This window comes from Hyphomicrobium sp. CS1GBMeth3 (assembly GCF_900117455.1).
Taxonomy (GTDB): Bacteria; Pseudomonadota; Alphaproteobacteria; order Rhizobiales; family Hyphomicrobiaceae; genus Hyphomicrobium_C.
Genome location: NZ_FPHO01000003.1, coordinates 1,856,124 through 1,870,935, shown reverse-complemented (window position 1 = coordinate 1,870,935; position 14,812 = coordinate 1,856,124). Strand labels below are relative to the sequence as shown.

Genomic DNA, 14,812 nt, shown 5'->3' with positions numbered 1-14,812 from the left:
ACACTGCTGCGGAAGCACTCCGGCGGCAGTGTCCGCGCCCTTCGCCCAGAAGAGCGAATCGCAACTTGAATTATGGGGACCTTAGGGGACCTGTGCCAGCCCTGGCGAATACGCATCCGGCTCCCGACACGGGTCGGGAGCCGGCGATATGTAGCCCTGCGCGATACAAGGCCGCTTGCGAATCATTTTTGGTGCCGGATCCGCCATGGGCGGCGCCCGGCTCCGCGCCACTTAGTATCGGTAGTGATCCGGCTTGAACGGGCCTTCGACCGGGACGCCGATGTAGTCGGCCTGGTCGGGGCGCAGCTTGGTCAGCTTGACGCCGAGCTTGCCGAGGTGAAGGGCCGCGACCTTCTCGTCGAGCACCTTCGGCAGCGTGTAGACCTTGTTCTCGTACTTGCCGGTGTTGGCCCAGAGGTCGATCTGCGCCAGCGTCTGGTTGGAGAACGACGACGACATCACGAACGACGGGTGGCCCATGGCATTGCCAAGGTTCACGAGGCGGCCTTCCGACAAGAGGATGATGCGGTTGCCGGACGGGAACTCGATCTCATCGACCTGCGGCTTGATGTTGGTCCACTTGAAGTTCTTCAAGCCTGCGACCTGGATCTCGTTGTCGAAGTGGCCGATATTGCAGACGATGGCGCGGTCCTTCATCTGGCGCATGTGGTCGACGGTGATGATGTCCTTGTTGCCGGTCGCGGTGACGTAGATGTCGGCGCGGGAGAAGGCATCCTCGATGGTCGCGACCTCGTAGCCTTCCATCGACGCCTGGAGCGCGCAGATCGGATCGACCTCGGAGACGATGACGCGGGCACCGGCCTGGCGCAGAGAGGCGGCCGAGCCCTTGCCGACGTCGCCGAAGCCCGCCACGAAGGCGACCTTGCCGGCTAGCATCACGTCGGTGCCGCGGCGGATGGCGTCGACCAGCGATTCACGGCAGCCGTAAAGGTTGTCGAACTTCGACTTGGTGACGCTGTCGTTGACGTTGATGGCCGGGAACAGGAGCTTGCCCTGCTCGGCGAGCTTGTAGAGGCGGTGCACGCCCGTCGTGGTCTCCTCGGAGACGCCCTTGATCGCCTTCGCGACCTCGTCGAACCAGCCCTTGGGCTTCTCCTTCAGAAGGCGCTTGATGAGGGCGAAGAAGATCTCCTCCTCCTCGGAGCCCGGCTTGTCGAGGAACACCGTGTCGCCCTGTTCGGCCTTCAGGCCGTAGTGGACGAGCATGGTGGCGTCGCCGCCGTCGTCGAGGATCAGGTTGGGCACGCCGCCACCGTGCCAGTCGAACAGGCGGGCGGTGAAGTCCCAGTACTCGGTCAGCGTCTCGCCCTTGAAGGCGAAGACCGGCGTACCGCCGGCGGCGATAGCGGCTGCGGCGTGATCCTGGGTCGAGAAGATGTTGCAGGAGACCCAGCGCACGTCGGCGCCGAGGGCCTTCAGCGTCTCGATCAGAACCGCGGTCTGGATCGTCATGTGGAGGGAGCCGGCGATGCGGGCGCCCTTCAGCGGTTGCTGGGGGCCGTACTCGGCGCGGATGGCCATGAGGCCCGGCATCTCCGTTTCGGCGAGATCGATCTCCTTGCGGCCGAAGGCGGCGAGCGAGATGTCCTTGACGATGTAATCGGTGTTGGCGGTCATGGGCGTCCTTCTATGGGTGCTTTTTCGAGCAGATCCGGGCGCAGAAATCGGAGCGCAGTCCGGCCCGGGCGCGCAAAGTCGCCCCTCCTATAGCGGCCTGGGGCGCCGATCGCAATAAGATATAAACAAGTCCTTATGTCCGCGGCGGCGTGCGGCAAAATGGCTTGCGGGCCTGAGGCCGGCAAGCGCGGGGGCTTTTGGGCCCTGCTTTCGGATGACGAAGGTCAGCGCTTGTGACGGATCGAGGTGGTCGGGGGGCGGTCTCGAAGGTTGCGCGTTCCGGCTCAGTCTTCCTCGGCGAGCTCCTCGCCGAAGCCCGTCTCGACAAGGTCAACCAACGCCGCGAGCGCTTCGGGTCCTTCGTTACCCTCGGCCGTGATGTAAAGCGTCGAGCCGGGGCCGGCGGCCAGCATCATCAGGCCCATGATCGAGGTGCCGCCCACAGTCTGGCCGTCGCGCGTGACGGTGACCGTCGCCTCGAAACCCTCGGCGAGCTTTACGAACTTGGCGGATGCGCGCGCGTGCAGACCCTTGCGGTTGACGACGGTGACGACGGCCTCGGGGCGCTTGCTGTCTCTGATCTCGGGCATCGCGCGCGTCTCGCCGACCTCACTGCTCGCCGGACAATTCCTGGCTCGCAACCTTGATGTACTTGCGTCCCGCTTCGCGCGCCAGCGTCACCGCTTCGTCCAGCGGCACCTCGGCCCTGAGGCCCGCAAGCTTGACGAGGATCGGCAGGTTGATGCCTGCAAGAATCTCGACATGCGCCTCGTCCATGACTGAAATGGCGAGGTTCGATGGCGTGCCGCCGAACATGTCGGTCAGGATGATGACACCCGATCCGGTCTCCGTTCGCCGCACGGCGTCGAGGATCTCGGCGCGGCGCGCCTCCATGTCGTCCTCAGGTCCGATCGAGATCGTCTCGAGCTGTGTCTGAGGTCCGACGATGTGCTCGAGCGCCGCGCGGAACTCGACTGCCAAGCCGCCGTGTGTGACGATCACAAGTCCGATCATCTAGTCCGAGCCGAGTTGTTTCGCTGCCGGATGATGCGCTTTGTCCCGGTCACAGGACGGCGCTCCAAGTCTCCAAGGCGTCACGACATTCTCCGTGGTGTCATGAGCGTTCCGGATGCCGCGGCCCCCAGTGTTGCGCGGCGGGCCGGAGACTTACAGGGGTTCGCGGGCAAAGCAAGGACTTTCCGACCACCGCTCACGGCGCAGTTAATGTCCCAGGGGCCGCCTCCAGGGCCAGAATAAGCTTGACAGGCGCAGAGGCTTCAAAGGGCGCAAGCCGCACGACGGGGAGCACGATCCCGAGGTATTCAGCGGTGAGGGATTCCAGTGGATAGCGTTCCACCGCCTCGCTCGCCACGAGATCGACGACGAGGGCAAGGCGTGCGGACGGCCGATACGTCAGCGTCAAAATGCCAAGCCCGCGCACCTCGATCTTGCCCGCGAGGGTTGCGGGCGGGCTTACCACGAGACCGTCTTCCCTTCGCACGCATTGAACTTGATCATCGGCGACAAGCTCCGCACGCAGCGGACTATGCGCGAGGGGCGGCAGCGCGATACAGCGCAGGGTGAGATCCGATTTGCCAGAGCCCGAGGGGCCGCGGATCAAAACCGCCTTGTCGCCGAGCGCCAGCGCGGTTGCATGAACGAGTTCAGTTGCGCTCGGCGACGGGCTCATGTTGGCGATCCATTGCCTGTACGCGACGTCCTCCCGGCAACCCGGAGCGCGCAGAGGTCACGAGCGCGGGCAGACGCACGACGAAACGCGCGCCATGCGGGCGCTCGGCCAGCGTGCCCGGCGGAGAGGAGAGAAGCCCCGGCTCTCTGTTCTCGGCAGTGATCTCGCCGCCGTGCGCGCGGATGATCTCGCGCGAGATCGAGAGGCCGAGACCCGAGTTCTTGCCGCGCACGGCCTCCGTATCGGGCCGATCAGTATAGAAGCGATCGAAGATGATATCGAGGCGATCCTTGGGGATACCCGGCCCCTCGTCCTCCACCACCAGCTCCACGTGGCCGCTGACGCGACGCAGGCGAACGGTGACCGCGCATCCCGGCGGAGAGAAAGAGATCGCGTTGTCGACGAGATTGGTCAGCACCTGGCCAAGGCGGCCCGCGTGTCCATCGACGAGGAAGGCGCCATCGAATGGAGCAATTGCGACCGTCGTCTCCACGCGGCGCGTATCGCCGACCAGGATGTCCTTGAAGATCTGGGTCACGCTCGCAACCACACCCGTGACGTCGACGGGACCCATCTGCTGGCGGGCAAGCTCGGCATCAAGGCGCGAGGCGTTGGACACATCGGTGATCAGCCGATTGAGGCGCATGAGCTCGTTCTGAATCTGCTTCACGACCTCTTTGCGCTGCTCTTCCGTCTTGGCGTAGGCGAGCGATTCCGCCATCGAGCGAGCGGCGGTCAGCGGGTTCTTGAGCTCGTGTGCGACGTCGGCAGCAAAGCTCTCGCTCGCCTCGACGCGGCGGTAGAGCGCAGCCGTCATGGCCGCGAACGCGGACGCCATCTGGCCCACCTCGTCGGTCCGGTGCGCAAAGTCCGGCAGCTCACGGCGCGCGGTGATGTTGCGGCTCACGTGCTCGGCCGCGGCGGACAGCCGGCGGATCGGACCGGCAACGGTGCGGGCGAGAAGAAGGGCGCTCAAGAGCGACGCCAACAGGGCAAAGGCCGCGAGCAGCCAGATCTGATCCTGCTGATCGGAGACGATCTTGTCGATCTCGCCGGGGCGCGTCGACATCAGGAGCACGCCCTGGACGCCCGAGGCACGCTGGATGGGAACGGCCGTCGAGACGATCTGCTGGCCCTTCTCGTTCAAGAGCAGCATCGCCGTCGCCTTGCCCTCGAGGGCTTGGCGGACCTCCGGATATGAGGTGCCGTTGGCGTTGCCGATCTCCTTGTAGACGGGCAGATCGTTGTTGGCGAGCATCCAAGCCCTGAGGCGAGTCCAGAAATCCTTGGTGGTGGTGCGGCCGCCGTCGGTCACCTTAGGCTCGTGACGCGAGAGCTGGCCACGCTTCAGAAGCGTCGCCGAGTCCATTACCAGCGTTCCGTCGCGGCTGTAGACGCGGGCGCGGCGCGTGGTCGGCTCGATCAGGCGGCGCAGGATCGGCGCCACACGCTCAGGGCGAATGGACAGCTCGTGGGCGGTGAAGGCGTCGTCGTAAGACGAGACCGGTTCGTCCTCCGCAGCCGGGTCGGCGTGGATGACGAGACGGCCGGTCTCGACGCGCGCGTCACCCGCAATCGCGGCCGCGATGATCTCGCCCTGCACACGCAGCGACTCGCGCTTCGCGTCGATGAGCCAGGCGTTATTCTGGTTGAAGTAGAGAATGCCGCCGATCATCACGACGAGACCGCCGAGGCTCGCCACCAGGATGCGGCGCAGCAGGCTGCCGGCGATGAAGCGGACGGGCGAGGGCAAACGCAGCGGCACGTCGCTTGCCTTCGGGCGGCGACGCAGCATGTAGCGCAGGCGAGCGGCGAGCATGATGAGCGAGCGGCGCGCCCCGGTGAGGAGTCCCTCGAAGCCGGTGCCAGCCGTTGGCCTCCGCTCGGTCTCGAGCGCCATTGCCCCTCCCTGCGGACCGATGCGTTCCGGTCTGCCCATGCGTGTCACTTCTCAAGAGCGACCCGTTTCAAGAGCGGCATCGGTGCGGACACCTGCGCTTGGTCCGCTACGCACTCACGAGCCGCGTCATGCTTCCTTGAAGCGGTAGCCTACGCCATAGAGCGTCTCGATGACGTCGAAACTGTCGTCGACCTGCTTGAACTTCTTGCGCAAGCGCTTGATATGGCTGTCGATCGTGCGATCGTCAACATAGACTTGGTCATCGTAGGCGGCATCCATCAGCGCGTCGCGCGTCTTAACCACGCCGGGGCGATGGGCGAGGGCCTGAAGGATCAGAAATTCGGTGACAGTCAGAGTGACCGGCCGATTGTCCCAATGGCAGGTGTGCCGCTCGGGATCGAGCCGGAGCTTGCCGCGCTCGAGGATGTGGGCGACCTGGGGCTCGGCTGTCTGCCCATCCTTGGGCTGCAAGCGGCGCAGGATGGCGCGCACGCGCTCGACGATCAGGCGCTGCGAGAAGGGCTTCGCGATATAGTCGTCGGCGCCCATCTTGAGACCGAACAGCTCATCGATCTCCTCGTCCTTCGAGGTGAGGAAGATGACCGGCATGTCGGACTGCTGGCGCACGCGACGCAGAAGCTCCATGCCATCCATGCGCGGCATCTTGATATCGAAGATGCCGAGATCGGCAGGGTCCTCGGTCAAGGCCTCAAGAGCAGAAGCCCCGTCGCTATAGGTGCGCACCTTATAGCCCTCTGCCTCGAGCGCCATTCCCAGCGAGGTCAGAATATTGCGCTCGTCATCTACGAGCGCGATCGTGCTTTTCTCTTTCATGGTCCCCATTATCCTCGCGGCAACCCTATATCACGCTCTTGGCGCTTTATGGTCCCAAGGTGGATCAATTGTGGCAGGGCTCTCTATATGAGAAGGGGCCTGAACGCGAACTGAACAGTTCACAACAGACGGATGATATAGATGGCAGACACCGACCGCGGCACGGATCCCGGCGTTCCTCAGGCGTCGCAAGGCTCCCCGTCAACGCCTGGGCAAGCCGCACGCAAACTGATGCGCCAAGCCCTCAAGGGGGCACTTGCCACGCTCGAGGCTTCGAGCGGACATCCTTACGCCTCGCTGGTCACCGTCGCAACCGATGTGGACGGAACGCCGCTGCTTCTTATCTCAACCCTCGCACTTCACACGCAGAATCTCAAGTCCGACGGCCGCGCCAGCCTGCTCTTCGACGGAACCGATGCGGCTGGAGACCCCTTGGCGGGCGGGCGCGTTACGGTTATCGGCCGGGTCAGCAAAACCCAGCGCACCTCCGCCCGCGAACGGTTTCTGGCCCGTCATCCGCTTGCCGGCGGCTACGCCGACTTTCCCGATTTCGCCTTCTACGAGCTTACGCCCGAGCGGGCACATTTCATTGGCGGCTTCGGGCGCATCGTGGATCTCAAACCCGATGACTTTCTGCTCGACGTGTCCGACGCAGCAGGACTCGTCGCGGCGCAGTCGGACATTGTCTCACATATGAACGAAGACCATTCGGCGGCGATCGCGCTCTACGCGACCGTGTTGGCCGGTGCGCCGGGCGGCCCCTGGCGCATGACCGGCATCGACCCCGAAGGCTTCGATCTCGTTTGCGACGGCATGACCTGCCGGCTCCTGTTCCAAAACAGGATCACCACTCCGGACGATGCGCGTCGCGAGCTTGTGGCACTCGTTTCGCTTGCGCGAGATCGTCAACCGATACGTTAGTGCTGCCACATCTGACGCCCGTGCGTGCTTGTACGGATGAACCCTTCCATGTAGCCTTTGCGCGCGCTCAATACAAAAGAGGAAATTTCTTGGCTAAATCAAAGCCTGCCGCGCGGAGGAGCACCCATGAACGCTATGCCCCCACTGGAGGTCAAAACGACTAATCCGGCCGTCCTCGCCTTCGTCGAAGACTCCCGGGCCCTGTTCAAGCCCGAACGCGTTCGATGGTGCAACGGCAGCAAATGGGAATATCAGGAGCTTCTCAAGTCCCTTGTGGATGCGGGCACTGCCCAATGGCTCAACCCCGCCCGACGCCCTAACTCGATCCTTGTGCGCTCCGACCCTGCGGATGTCGCCCGCGTCGAAGACCAGACCTTCATCTGCTCCCTCTCGAAAGAGGACGCCGGCCCGACCAACAATTGGGCCGACCCCGCCGAGATGAAGGCGACGCTCACCCAGCTCTACGACGGCGCCATGGCAGGGCGCACGATGTACGTCGTGCCCTATTCGATGGGGCCGATCGGCTCCCCGATTGCCGGTATCGGCGTCATGGTGACGGACAGCGCCTACGCGGTCGCCAACATGCACATCATGACTCGCGTCGGCGACAAGGTGCTCGAGGCGCTCGGCCAGAGCCCGGACTTCGTGCGCGGGCGCCATACTGTGGGCTATCCGCTTTCGACACCATCCACCGCAGACGTGCCCTGGCCGTGCGACAAGACCAAGTACATCTCGCATTTCCCGGAGACGCGCGAGATCTGGTCGTACGGTTCCGGCTACGGCGGCAACGCGCTTCTCGGCAAGAAGTGCCACGCGCTGCGCATCGCATCGGTCAAAGCCCGCGACGAGGGCTGGATGGCCGAGCATATGCTGATCCTCAAGCTCACCAACCCGGAAGGCCGCGTGAAATACATTGCCGCTGCCTTCCCGTCGGCCTGCGGCAAGACCAACCTCGCCATGCTGGTGCCGACCATTCCCGGCTGGAAGGCCGAGACGATCGGCGACGACATCTGCTGGATGAAGTTTGGCGCCGACGGGCGCCTTTATGCCATCAATCCCGAGACCGGCTTCTTCGGCGTCGCGCCCGGCACGTCGAACGAAAGCAATCTCAACGCGATGAAGACGCTCGGCGCCAACATCATCTATTCCAACGTGGCGCTGACCGATGACGGCGACGTCTGGTGGGAGGGCATGAGCGAGCCGCCAGCGCACGCTATCGACTGGATGCGCCGCTCGTGGACGCCTGCCTCGGGGCGGCCTGCCGCGCATCCTAACGCGCGCTTCACGGCACCTGCCGCGCAGTGCCCGGTCATCGCCAAGGAGTGGGACGACCCGGCCGGCGTGCCGATCGATGCCATCCTGTTCGGCGGGCGGCGGGCCTCGGTTGTGCCGCTCGTGTCGGAGGCTCTCTCCTGGCGGCATGGTACGTTTCTCGGCTCCATCATGGCATCCGAGAAAACGGCGGCGGCGGCGGGCAAGGTCGGCGATCTACGCCGCGATCCGATGGCGATGCTGCCGTTCTGCGGCTACCACATGGGCGATTATTTCCAGCACTGGATCAATATCGGTGAAAATGGCGGCGGCCGGATGCCGAAAATCTTTTATGTGAACTGGTTCCGGAAGAGCCCGGAGGGCAAGTTCCTTTGGCCGGGCTATGCCGAAAACAGCCGCGTCCTGAAGTGGATCTTCGAGCGCTGCGACGATGCGGCCCAAGCCGTCGAGACGCCCATCGGGCGGCTGCCGGCCGACGGCGCACTCGACGTCGCGGGGCTCAACATATCGAGCGAGGCGCTCTCGGAGCTCTTGCGCGTGGACGGTGACGGTTGGAAGGCAGAGCTTCCGTCCATCCGCGAGCATTTCGCGACTTTCGGTGCCAAACTGCCCGCTGGGCTCTCCGAGGAGCTTGCGGCGCTCGAGCAGCGGCTCGGCTGAGAAGCCACGCTTAGAGCCTCGAAAGATCCCCGGTTCTCACCGGGGGTTTTTCATGTGCGGTTTCGCGCTTATGGCTGATGCTCGTTCTCCCGTATGATTCGATCTACAGGAGCGGTGCGGCGAGCTCTGTTCGAGGTGAATTAAGCCTCGCCGCATACCCCGGCTCGGGACACGTGGTGCGATGCTGGACTGGCTTTCCAAGCTGTTCGGACGACGCCCAGAGGCTCTGCCTCAACGCCGCGTCACGTCTCCCGTGTGCGTCTCGCATGACGACAAGATCATCAGCGTCGACGACGGCGCGGGAAGCGCGCTGACGCTCGCCTGGGCCGAGCTTGGAAACGTTGCCGTGCTGACGACGGATGCGGGCCCGTTCGAACCGGACCTGTTCTGGATCCTCACCAACCGCGACGGCCGCCAGTCGATCGCGATTCCCATGGACGCGCGCGGCGAGCACGCCTTGCTCGTCGCCATGCAGTCGCGCCTCGCCGGCTTCGACAATATGGCCGTCGTCGAGGCCATGAGCACCACGAGCAGCGGGCTGTTCCAGGTGTGGCCGGCCGCCGATCTGCCGTAGCCAGCCAGCCTGACGCCACACGGCACCGCGCCCCTGGCCTCAGTTTCGGAATGCCCGGTCGACGTTCTTCGCCTTGTCGATATTGAGAGCCTTGTCGGCGTTCCTCATGGCGCCGATGTGGGCGCTATTGAGGTCTGCCTCGGCGAAATCAGCGCCGGCCACGTTTGCTTCCGTGAAGTCCGAACCGCCAAGCTCGCTGCCGGCGAGAGAGGCGCCCGTGAGATCGGCGTTCCTCAACGAGGTGTACTCGATCAGCGCGCGGCGCAGGTTGGCGCCCTTGAGCGAAGCGCCTTCGAGGTTGGCGCTGCGGAACGTGCCTCGCATCAGCCCCATCGACTGGTTCTTCTCGTCGGCGGAGAGGTCGGCCCCGTCGAGGTTGGCGCCCGTCATGCTGGCTTTAGAAAAGTCGCCCGCAACTCGGGCGCCGCTCATGTCGGCGCCGTCGAGCTTGGCACCAATCAGCTGGGTGCCGAACAGGCTCGCGCCTTTGAGGTTGACGCGTGTCCAATTGGAATTCAGCGCCCAGGCGGAATCAAGGTTCACACCTTCGAGATTGGCGCCGGAAAGATCCGAGCCCATGAGGCGCGCCGCCTGGAGGTTGACGCGGCGCAGGTCCATGCCGGAGAGATCAAGCTTGTTCAGGGCCTTGCCGAAAAGGTCAAGCTTCTCGCCCTCGGGCAGGCCGGCGATGGCCTTTTCGATGTCGGCACGGCTCATCTCGGCCTGCGTGAAGGCCGGGGACATCAAATCGACCATGTCGAGCATGGATTGGGCACGCGCCGGGGTCGCAACGGGGATGCCGGCTGTCGCGCCTGCGATCGCAAGCCCCAGACATAAGCCCCGCACCGACATAGCGCCGTCTCCCAATTTTCGCGCCCTGGCCGGCTGGGCAGCGCAGCAATGACGCTCCCCCTGCCGCAGGGCACGCTTTCCAGATATGGTAGCGCAACTCCGTTTAGAAAGGACCCTGATGTTCGATCCTGAGAACCCGCCAGAGTTTCAAGCCGCAGCCTGGTTCAACGCGGACACACCTCCGACGTTCAAGAGCCTCAGGGGCAAGGTCGTCGTGGTCGCCGCGTTTCAGCAGCACTGCCCCGGCAGCCTGAAGCATGGCCTGCCGCAGGCGGCGCGCATCGCCGGCGCGTTCAGCGACGACGAGGTGGTCGTCATCGGGCTCAACACGCCGTTCGAGCAGACGGACAAGCAGGACAAGGCCGTGCTCGAAGCTTTCATCGCCGAGCAAGAGCTGCCGTTCGCAGTGGCGCTCGACACAGCCGACGGCAAAGGCCTGCCCAAGACCATGGAGGCCTACGAGATCCAGGGCACGCCGACGGTGCTGCTGTTCGACCGCCAGGGGCGGCTGCGGCGCCACTACCTCGGACAGGTGCACGACCTGCGGCTCGGAGCGGAGATCATGGCGCTCACCATCGAGGCGCGCGATGCGCCGCGCGAGCAGTCGATCGCGCTCGAGCGGCGACTGGCAGCGGTGCTGACCGATCCCAGCGAGCACACCCATGACGGATGCGGGTGCGGCCACGATCATGGACATGACCATGATCACGAGCACCACCATGATCATGAGCACGACCATCATCACCACCATGGTGAGGGCGGCTGTTGCGGCGGCCACGGGCACAGCCATGACCATGACCACGATCACGACCATGCGCACGGCAAGGGCTGCGGGTGCGGCCACAATCACTGACTGAGTGGTGCTCGGCGCGCGCAGCTCGCGCGCCACACATCGGCATGACGTAGCTCGCTCCCGAGCTATTTCACGCCCCCTTGTCATTTGCACCATCATGTAACATATGTTGTTGCATGAGGCAGGACAGCAAACTCTCGGGCGTGCTGCACGTGCTCTTGCACATGCTCGGCATGAAGACGCCGGCCACGTCCGAACAGCTCGCAAAGATGATGGACACTAACCCCGTCGTCGTGCGGCGCGTCATGGCGGGGCTGCGAGACCAGGGTTTCGTCGAGTCGGCAAAGGGTCACGGCGGCGGTTGGGCGATCGCGTGCGATCCCAAGACCGTGACCCTGGCCGACATCTACAAAGCCGTCGGCGAGCCGCCTCTCGTCGCGCTCGGACATCGCAGCGAAAATCCCGAATGTCTCGTCGAGCAGGCCGTCAATCACGCGCTCGAGTCCACCTTCCGCGACGTCGAGGCGCTGTTCTTTGCCAAGCTCGGCGCTGTGACGCTCGCCGACCTCTCCCGCGATTTCAATCGCCGCCTCGCCAAGCGCGGCCCGACCCACAAGGAGCATCCGCATGCGTAACGACGCCATCATCATCGGCGGAAGCTTCGCCGGTCTCTCGGCTGCGATGCAGCTTGCCCGTGCCAACCGTTCTGTGTGCGTCATCGATACGGGCACGCCGCGCAACCGCTTCGCGTCGGCCTCGCACGGCTTCTTCGGTCTGGATGGCGTCGCCCCGTATGAAATGCTCGCGACGGCGCGCGCGAAGGTGGCCGCCTACCCGAGCGTCCGCTTTGTCGATGGCGCGGCCGTGGACGCGGCGGCCGACGAAGACGGCTTCGCGCTGACGCTTGCCGACGGTCAGCGGCTCATGGCGCGACGGATCGTGCTCGCCTTCGGCCTCAAGGACACCTTGCCGGCCATCCCTGGCGTGCAGGACCGCTGGGGCAAAACGGTGCTGCATTGCCCCTACTGCCACGGCTTCGAATTCCTCGGCCAGCCGCTCGGCGTATTGAGCGTGCTGCCGCACTCGACGCATCAGGCCGCGCTTATTCCCGACTGGGGACCGACGACGTTCTTCCTCAATGGCGGGCCGATGCCGGACGCGGAGACGCAAGCGCGACTTGCTGCCCGGCAGGTCACCCTCGAACCGGCGCCGATCGCTGCGTTGGAAGGGCAGGCGCCAAAGCTCGACGGCGTGCGGCTCGCGGACGGGCGGCTGGTGCCGATCGCGGCGCTCTACCTCACGCCGCGCACGAGTTTTCAGAGCGACATCGCCAATCAACTGGGATGCGCGATGGAGGATGGCCCGTTCGGTCCCGTCATCAAGACCGATGCTGCGAAGCAAACCAGCGTTCCGGGTGTCTATGCCGCCGGAGATATCTCGCGGCCCATGCACAATGCGACGCTGGCCTCGGCCGATGGCGTCATGGCGGGCGCGGGCGTGCACCAATCGCTCGTATTTCCGCCCGCAGCGGCGGCTTGAGAGCGACGCTCAAGTTGTGCATGCCGCCGCGCGCCGCCTTCAGCGCGCCACCCGAATCGGCCGACTGTCCGTCAAGATATTTGATGGACAGGAGCCGGCGATGACCGAGCGCGCGACAGGGCGGGACAGAGAGCGGGACGCGGATGAGGCGTCCTCGCACGTGGACGCGCCGCCTGCGAAGGCGAAGAAAAAGCCCGCCAACCCCACCGAGGTTTTCGAGAAGAAGACCATCGCGCTCGTCTACGATTTCGACGGCACGCTCTCGCCGCGCCCGATGCAGGAGTATTCGTTCCTGCCGCAGCTCGGCATCGAGCCCGCCCAGTTCTGGGCCGAGTGCTCGCGCCTCGCGCGCGAGCAGGGCGCCGATCCTCTAATCACCTACATGCACCTGATGTACAAGATGGCGCGCGAGAAGGGGCTGCGCATCGACCGCGATGATCTCGTCAAGCAGGGTGCGAAGGTCGAGCTTTATCCGGGCGTCGCGGAATGGTTCGACGCCATCGCCGAGTGGATCAACATCCGCTCGGAGTCGAAGGGTGTCGAGCTTCGGCACTATCTGGTGTCGTCGGGGCTGACCGAGATCATCGACGGCACGTCGATCCGCCATCACTTCCACAACGTGTTCGCATCCGAATACTGGTTCGACGCTTACGAGCTGCCGTTTCCGAAGCGCGTCATCACCGACACCGGCAAGACGCAATACCTGTTCCGCATCAACAAGGGCATCGAGGATCTCGGCGACAGCATCAACTCGCACATGCCCGAGGAGCAGCGGCCAATCCCATTCCGCAACATGATCTACTTCGGCGACGGCGAGACCGACGTGCCGTCGATGGCGCTGATGCGCAAGAGCGGCGGGCACGCGATCGCCGTGCATCCGGAAGAGCGCGGCAAGGGCTTTGAGACGTGCGTGGAGCTGTTCCGCGCGGGCCGCGTCGACTTCTTTGCGGCGGCCGACTACCGGCGCGGCTCGGATCTCTTCAAGCGGACGTGTTTGCTGCTCGACCGCATCCTCGCGGACATTCGCGTGCAGGAAGAGGTTTGGAAGGTTGGGCGGGGTGCGGGGTAGCCACGACTACGATGAAAGGGCAATGGCGCGGACAATACGAGGGCAGTCAGCGAGGCAACATCATTGTCGAGATCGACGAGTTTGACACCTATTATCGCGGTTGCGCATATCTCTATGGCCCTGACTCAACTCTTCCGGGGACCTGGGCGGTCATTGTGACGCCCACGAAGGAGACACGGGGAACCTTTCAATCACCACTATTGCCGCTCCATCCGGACACCCTCGAACCGACTTCTTGGGACGTTATCGCCAGTCGCTATCCAGATGCGAATTTCGCCAGTTACGCCGACGTGAAATTCAATGCGACGGACACGCGGTTAGAACTCACATGGCGCACAGAGCACGACGCTGAGGGATCGGCAACAATCGAGCGCGAAGATCCATCGAGGCCATCCGAGCTGATACCGCGAGCAGATGTTACCACATGGGAAGCGTTCAAGGACTTCGCTGTCAAACTGGACCATGGCCGCTATATCTTCCGAGGACAGGCTAAGCCATGGAGACTTCGAACGTCCTTTCACCGCACGGGACGGGCTGATCTACATCGCTATAGTATGAGCCGCTTCAGACTGGCGCGTTCTACAATCTCGTCCAGCATCACGGTTACCCTACGCCTTTAATGGATTGGACATTGTCGCCGTTTGTCGGCGCGTTCTTTGCGTACAAGAGCGTTCCAAAAGCTGCAGCAGTTCGGGCCGCGAACGACGCCAAGGTTAGAATTTTCGTTTTCGACGAACGGCGCTGGTGCGAGCATTTCGGTCAGATTCAGAACTTGGTGACGCGCCACCCACATTTTTCGGTTTTACGGGCATTAGCGATCGGCAATGAACGCATGGTGCCGCAACAAGCCTTATCGACGCTGACGAACGTTGATGATGTTGAGGCATATATTCGCGCACGTGAATTTGAGCGAGGCGTCACTTATTTGGAAGCGATTGACTTACCTGTTTCGTCGCGCGCCCGCGTCATGCAGGAACTAAGCCTGATGGGCATCACGGCAGGATCTATGTTTCCGGGACTCGATGGCGCGTGCGAAGAGTTGCGAGAACGCCTTTTCTCCTAATAAAAAA

The 14,812-nt window shown here is 64.0% G+C and carries 14 protein-coding genes and 1 pseudogene; 8 read left to right on the top strand and 7 right to left on the bottom strand.

The window, feature by feature from the left end; all coding sequences use genetic code 11:
• Nucleotides 1-231 precede the first annotated feature (231 nt).
• The 6 genes from ahcY to CS1GBM3_RS16115 all read right to left on the bottom strand — a co-directional run bounded on the left by ahcY (nt 232) and on the right by CS1GBM3_RS16115 (nt 6,062).
• Entirely contained in the window at nt 232-1,638 is a 1,407-nt protein-coding gene (gene ahcY, locus CS1GBM3_RS16140) for an adenosylhomocysteinase (RefSeq protein WP_072396521.1), read from the bottom strand.
• Between the two features lie 284 nt (nt 1,639-1,922).
• A complete protein-coding gene (locus tag CS1GBM3_RS16135; RefSeq protein ID WP_072396520.1) occupies nt 1,923-2,228 on the bottom strand; it encodes an HPr family phosphocarrier protein in 306 nt (101 codons plus the stop codon).
• Nucleotides 2,229-2,247: 19 nt separating this feature from the next.
• Complete coding sequence (locus CS1GBM3_RS16130; RefSeq protein WP_072396519.1) at nt 2,248-2,652, bottom strand: PTS sugar transporter subunit IIA; 405 nt, start codon at nt 2,650-2,652, stop codon at nt 2,248-2,250.
• Between the two features lie 196 nt (nt 2,653-2,848).
• The gene (locus CS1GBM3_RS16125) at nt 2,849-3,328 is read right to left on the bottom strand and encodes an HPr kinase/phosphorylase (RefSeq protein ID WP_072396518.1); all 480 of its coding nucleotides are present in this window, start codon (nt 3,326-3,328) and stop codon (nt 2,849-2,851) included.
• Nucleotides 3,303-5,267: a stimulus-sensing domain-containing protein gene (locus tag CS1GBM3_RS16120; protein WP_083567682.1), complete on the bottom strand. Its 1,965-nt coding sequence runs from the start codon at nt 5,265-5,267 to the stop codon at nt 3,303-3,305. Before CS1GBM3_RS16120 ends, CS1GBM3_RS16125 begins: the two co-directional genes overlap by 26 nt.
• 87 nt (nt 5,268-5,354) lie before the next feature.
• Nucleotides 5,355-6,062 carry a response regulator transcription factor gene (locus CS1GBM3_RS16115; protein ID WP_072396516.1) on the bottom strand — a complete coding sequence of 236 codons (708 nt, stop codon included), beginning with the start codon at nt 6,060-6,062 and terminating at the stop codon, nt 5,355-5,357.
• Nucleotides 6,063-6,203: 141 nt separating this feature from the next.
• On the opposite strand from CS1GBM3_RS16115, the gene CS1GBM3_RS16110 reads away from it, so the two are divergent.
• From CS1GBM3_RS16110 to CS1GBM3_RS16100, 3 genes are all read left to right on the top strand, one after another.
• Complete coding sequence (locus tag CS1GBM3_RS16110) at nt 6,204-6,983, top strand: HugZ family pyridoxamine 5'-phosphate oxidase (protein ID WP_072396515.1); 780 nt, start codon at nt 6,204-6,206, stop codon at nt 6,981-6,983.
• A 126-nt stretch (nt 6,984-7,109) separates the two neighbouring features.
• A complete protein-coding gene (locus CS1GBM3_RS16105) occupies nt 7,110-8,915 on the top strand; it encodes a phosphoenolpyruvate carboxykinase (GTP) (protein ID WP_083567680.1) in 1,806 nt (601 codons plus the stop codon).
• Between the two features lie 181 nt (nt 8,916-9,096).
• Nucleotides 9,097-9,489 (top strand): hypothetical protein, encoded by a 393-nt coding sequence (locus CS1GBM3_RS16100; RefSeq protein WP_072396514.1) that lies wholly within the window; start codon nt 9,097-9,099, stop codon nt 9,487-9,489.
• Nucleotides 9,490-9,528: 39 nt separating this feature from the next.
• Here the strand turns inward: CS1GBM3_RS16100 and CS1GBM3_RS16095 are convergent, their stop codons facing one another.
• A complete protein-coding gene (locus CS1GBM3_RS16095) occupies nt 9,529-10,341 on the bottom strand; it encodes a pentapeptide repeat-containing protein (protein WP_083567678.1) in 813 nt (270 codons plus the stop codon).
• 118 nt (nt 10,342-10,459) lie between these two features.
• Between CS1GBM3_RS16095 and CS1GBM3_RS16090 the strand changes: the two genes are divergently transcribed.
• The 5 genes and pseudogenes from CS1GBM3_RS16090 to CS1GBM3_RS16070 form a co-directional block, all read left to right on the top strand.
• Complete coding sequence (locus tag CS1GBM3_RS16090) at nt 10,460-11,194, top strand: peroxiredoxin family protein (protein ID WP_072396513.1); 735 nt, start codon at nt 10,460-10,462, stop codon at nt 11,192-11,194.
• A 116-nt stretch (nt 11,195-11,310) separates the two neighbouring features.
• Nucleotides 11,311-11,769, top strand: a complete 459-nt coding sequence (locus CS1GBM3_RS16085; protein WP_072396512.1) for an Rrf2 family transcriptional regulator — start codon at nt 11,311-11,313, stop codon at nt 11,767-11,769.
• Nucleotides 11,762-12,673, top strand: a complete 912-nt coding sequence (locus CS1GBM3_RS16080) for an NAD(P)/FAD-dependent oxidoreductase (protein ID WP_072396510.1) — start codon at nt 11,762-11,764, stop codon at nt 12,671-12,673. The genes CS1GBM3_RS16085 and CS1GBM3_RS16080 overlap by 8 nt, the downstream gene beginning before the upstream one ends.
• Nucleotides 12,674-12,773: 100 nt before the next feature.
• Nucleotides 12,774-13,742: an HAD family hydrolase gene (locus tag CS1GBM3_RS16075; protein WP_083567899.1), complete on the top strand. Its 969-nt coding sequence runs from the start codon at nt 12,774-12,776 to the stop codon at nt 13,740-13,742.
• 586 nt (nt 13,743-14,328) lie between these two features.
• Nucleotides 14,329-14,805, top strand: a pseudogene (locus CS1GBM3_RS16070) (FRG domain-containing protein); the annotation flags it as partial.
• Nucleotides 14,806-14,812: the final 7 nt, after the last annotated feature.

Bases quoted from the DNA above. Each gene is read 5' to 3' on its own strand.
- CS1GBM3_RS16110 (WP_072396515.1), top strand. From the start codon at position 6,204: ATGGCAGACACCGACCGCGGCACGGATCCCGGCGTTCCTCAGGCGTCG.
- CS1GBM3_RS16100 (WP_072396514.1), top strand. From the start codon at position 9,097: ATGCTGGACTGGCTTTCCAAGCTGTTCGGACGACGCCCAGAGGCTCTG.
- CS1GBM3_RS16090 (WP_072396513.1), top strand. From the start codon at position 10,460: ATGTTCGATCCTGAGAACCCGCCAGAGTTTCAAGCCGCAGCCTGGTTC.
- CS1GBM3_RS16075 (WP_083567899.1), top strand. From the start codon at position 12,774: ATGACCGAGCGCGCGACAGGGCGGGACAGAGAGCGGGACGCGGATGAG.
- CS1GBM3_RS16085 (WP_072396512.1), top strand. From the start codon at position 11,311: ATGAGGCAGGACAGCAAACTCTCGGGCGTGCTGCACGTGCTCTTGCAC.
- CS1GBM3_RS16125 (WP_072396518.1), bottom strand. From the start codon at position 3,328: ATGAGCCCGTCGCCGAGCGCAACTGAACTCGTTCATGCAACCGCGCTG.
- CS1GBM3_RS16135 (WP_072396520.1), bottom strand. From the start codon at position 2,228: ATGCCCGAGATCAGAGACAGCAAGCGCCCCGAGGCCGTCGTCACCGTC.
- CS1GBM3_RS16120 (WP_083567682.1), bottom strand. From the start codon at position 5,267: ATGGGCAGACCGGAACGCATCGGTCCGCAGGGAGGGGCAATGGCGCTC.
- ahcY (WP_072396521.1), bottom strand. From the start codon at position 1,638: ATGACCGCCAACACCGATTACATCGTCAAGGACATCTCGCTCGCCGCC.
- CS1GBM3_RS16080 (WP_072396510.1), top strand. From the start codon at position 11,762: ATGCGTAACGACGCCATCATCATCGGCGGAAGCTTCGCCGGTCTCTCG.
- CS1GBM3_RS16105 (WP_083567680.1), top strand. From the start codon at position 7,110: ATGAACGCTATGCCCCCACTGGAGGTCAAAACGACTAATCCGGCCGTC.
- CS1GBM3_RS16115 (WP_072396516.1), bottom strand. From the start codon at position 6,062: ATGAAAGAGAAAAGCACGATCGCGCTCGTAGATGACGAGCGCAATATT.
- CS1GBM3_RS16095 (WP_083567678.1), bottom strand. From the start codon at position 10,341: ATGTCGGTGCGGGGCTTATGTCTGGGGCTTGCGATCGCAGGCGCGACA.
- CS1GBM3_RS16130 (WP_072396519.1), bottom strand. From the start codon at position 2,652: ATGATCGGACTTGTGATCGTCACACACGGCGGCTTGGCAGTCGAGTTC.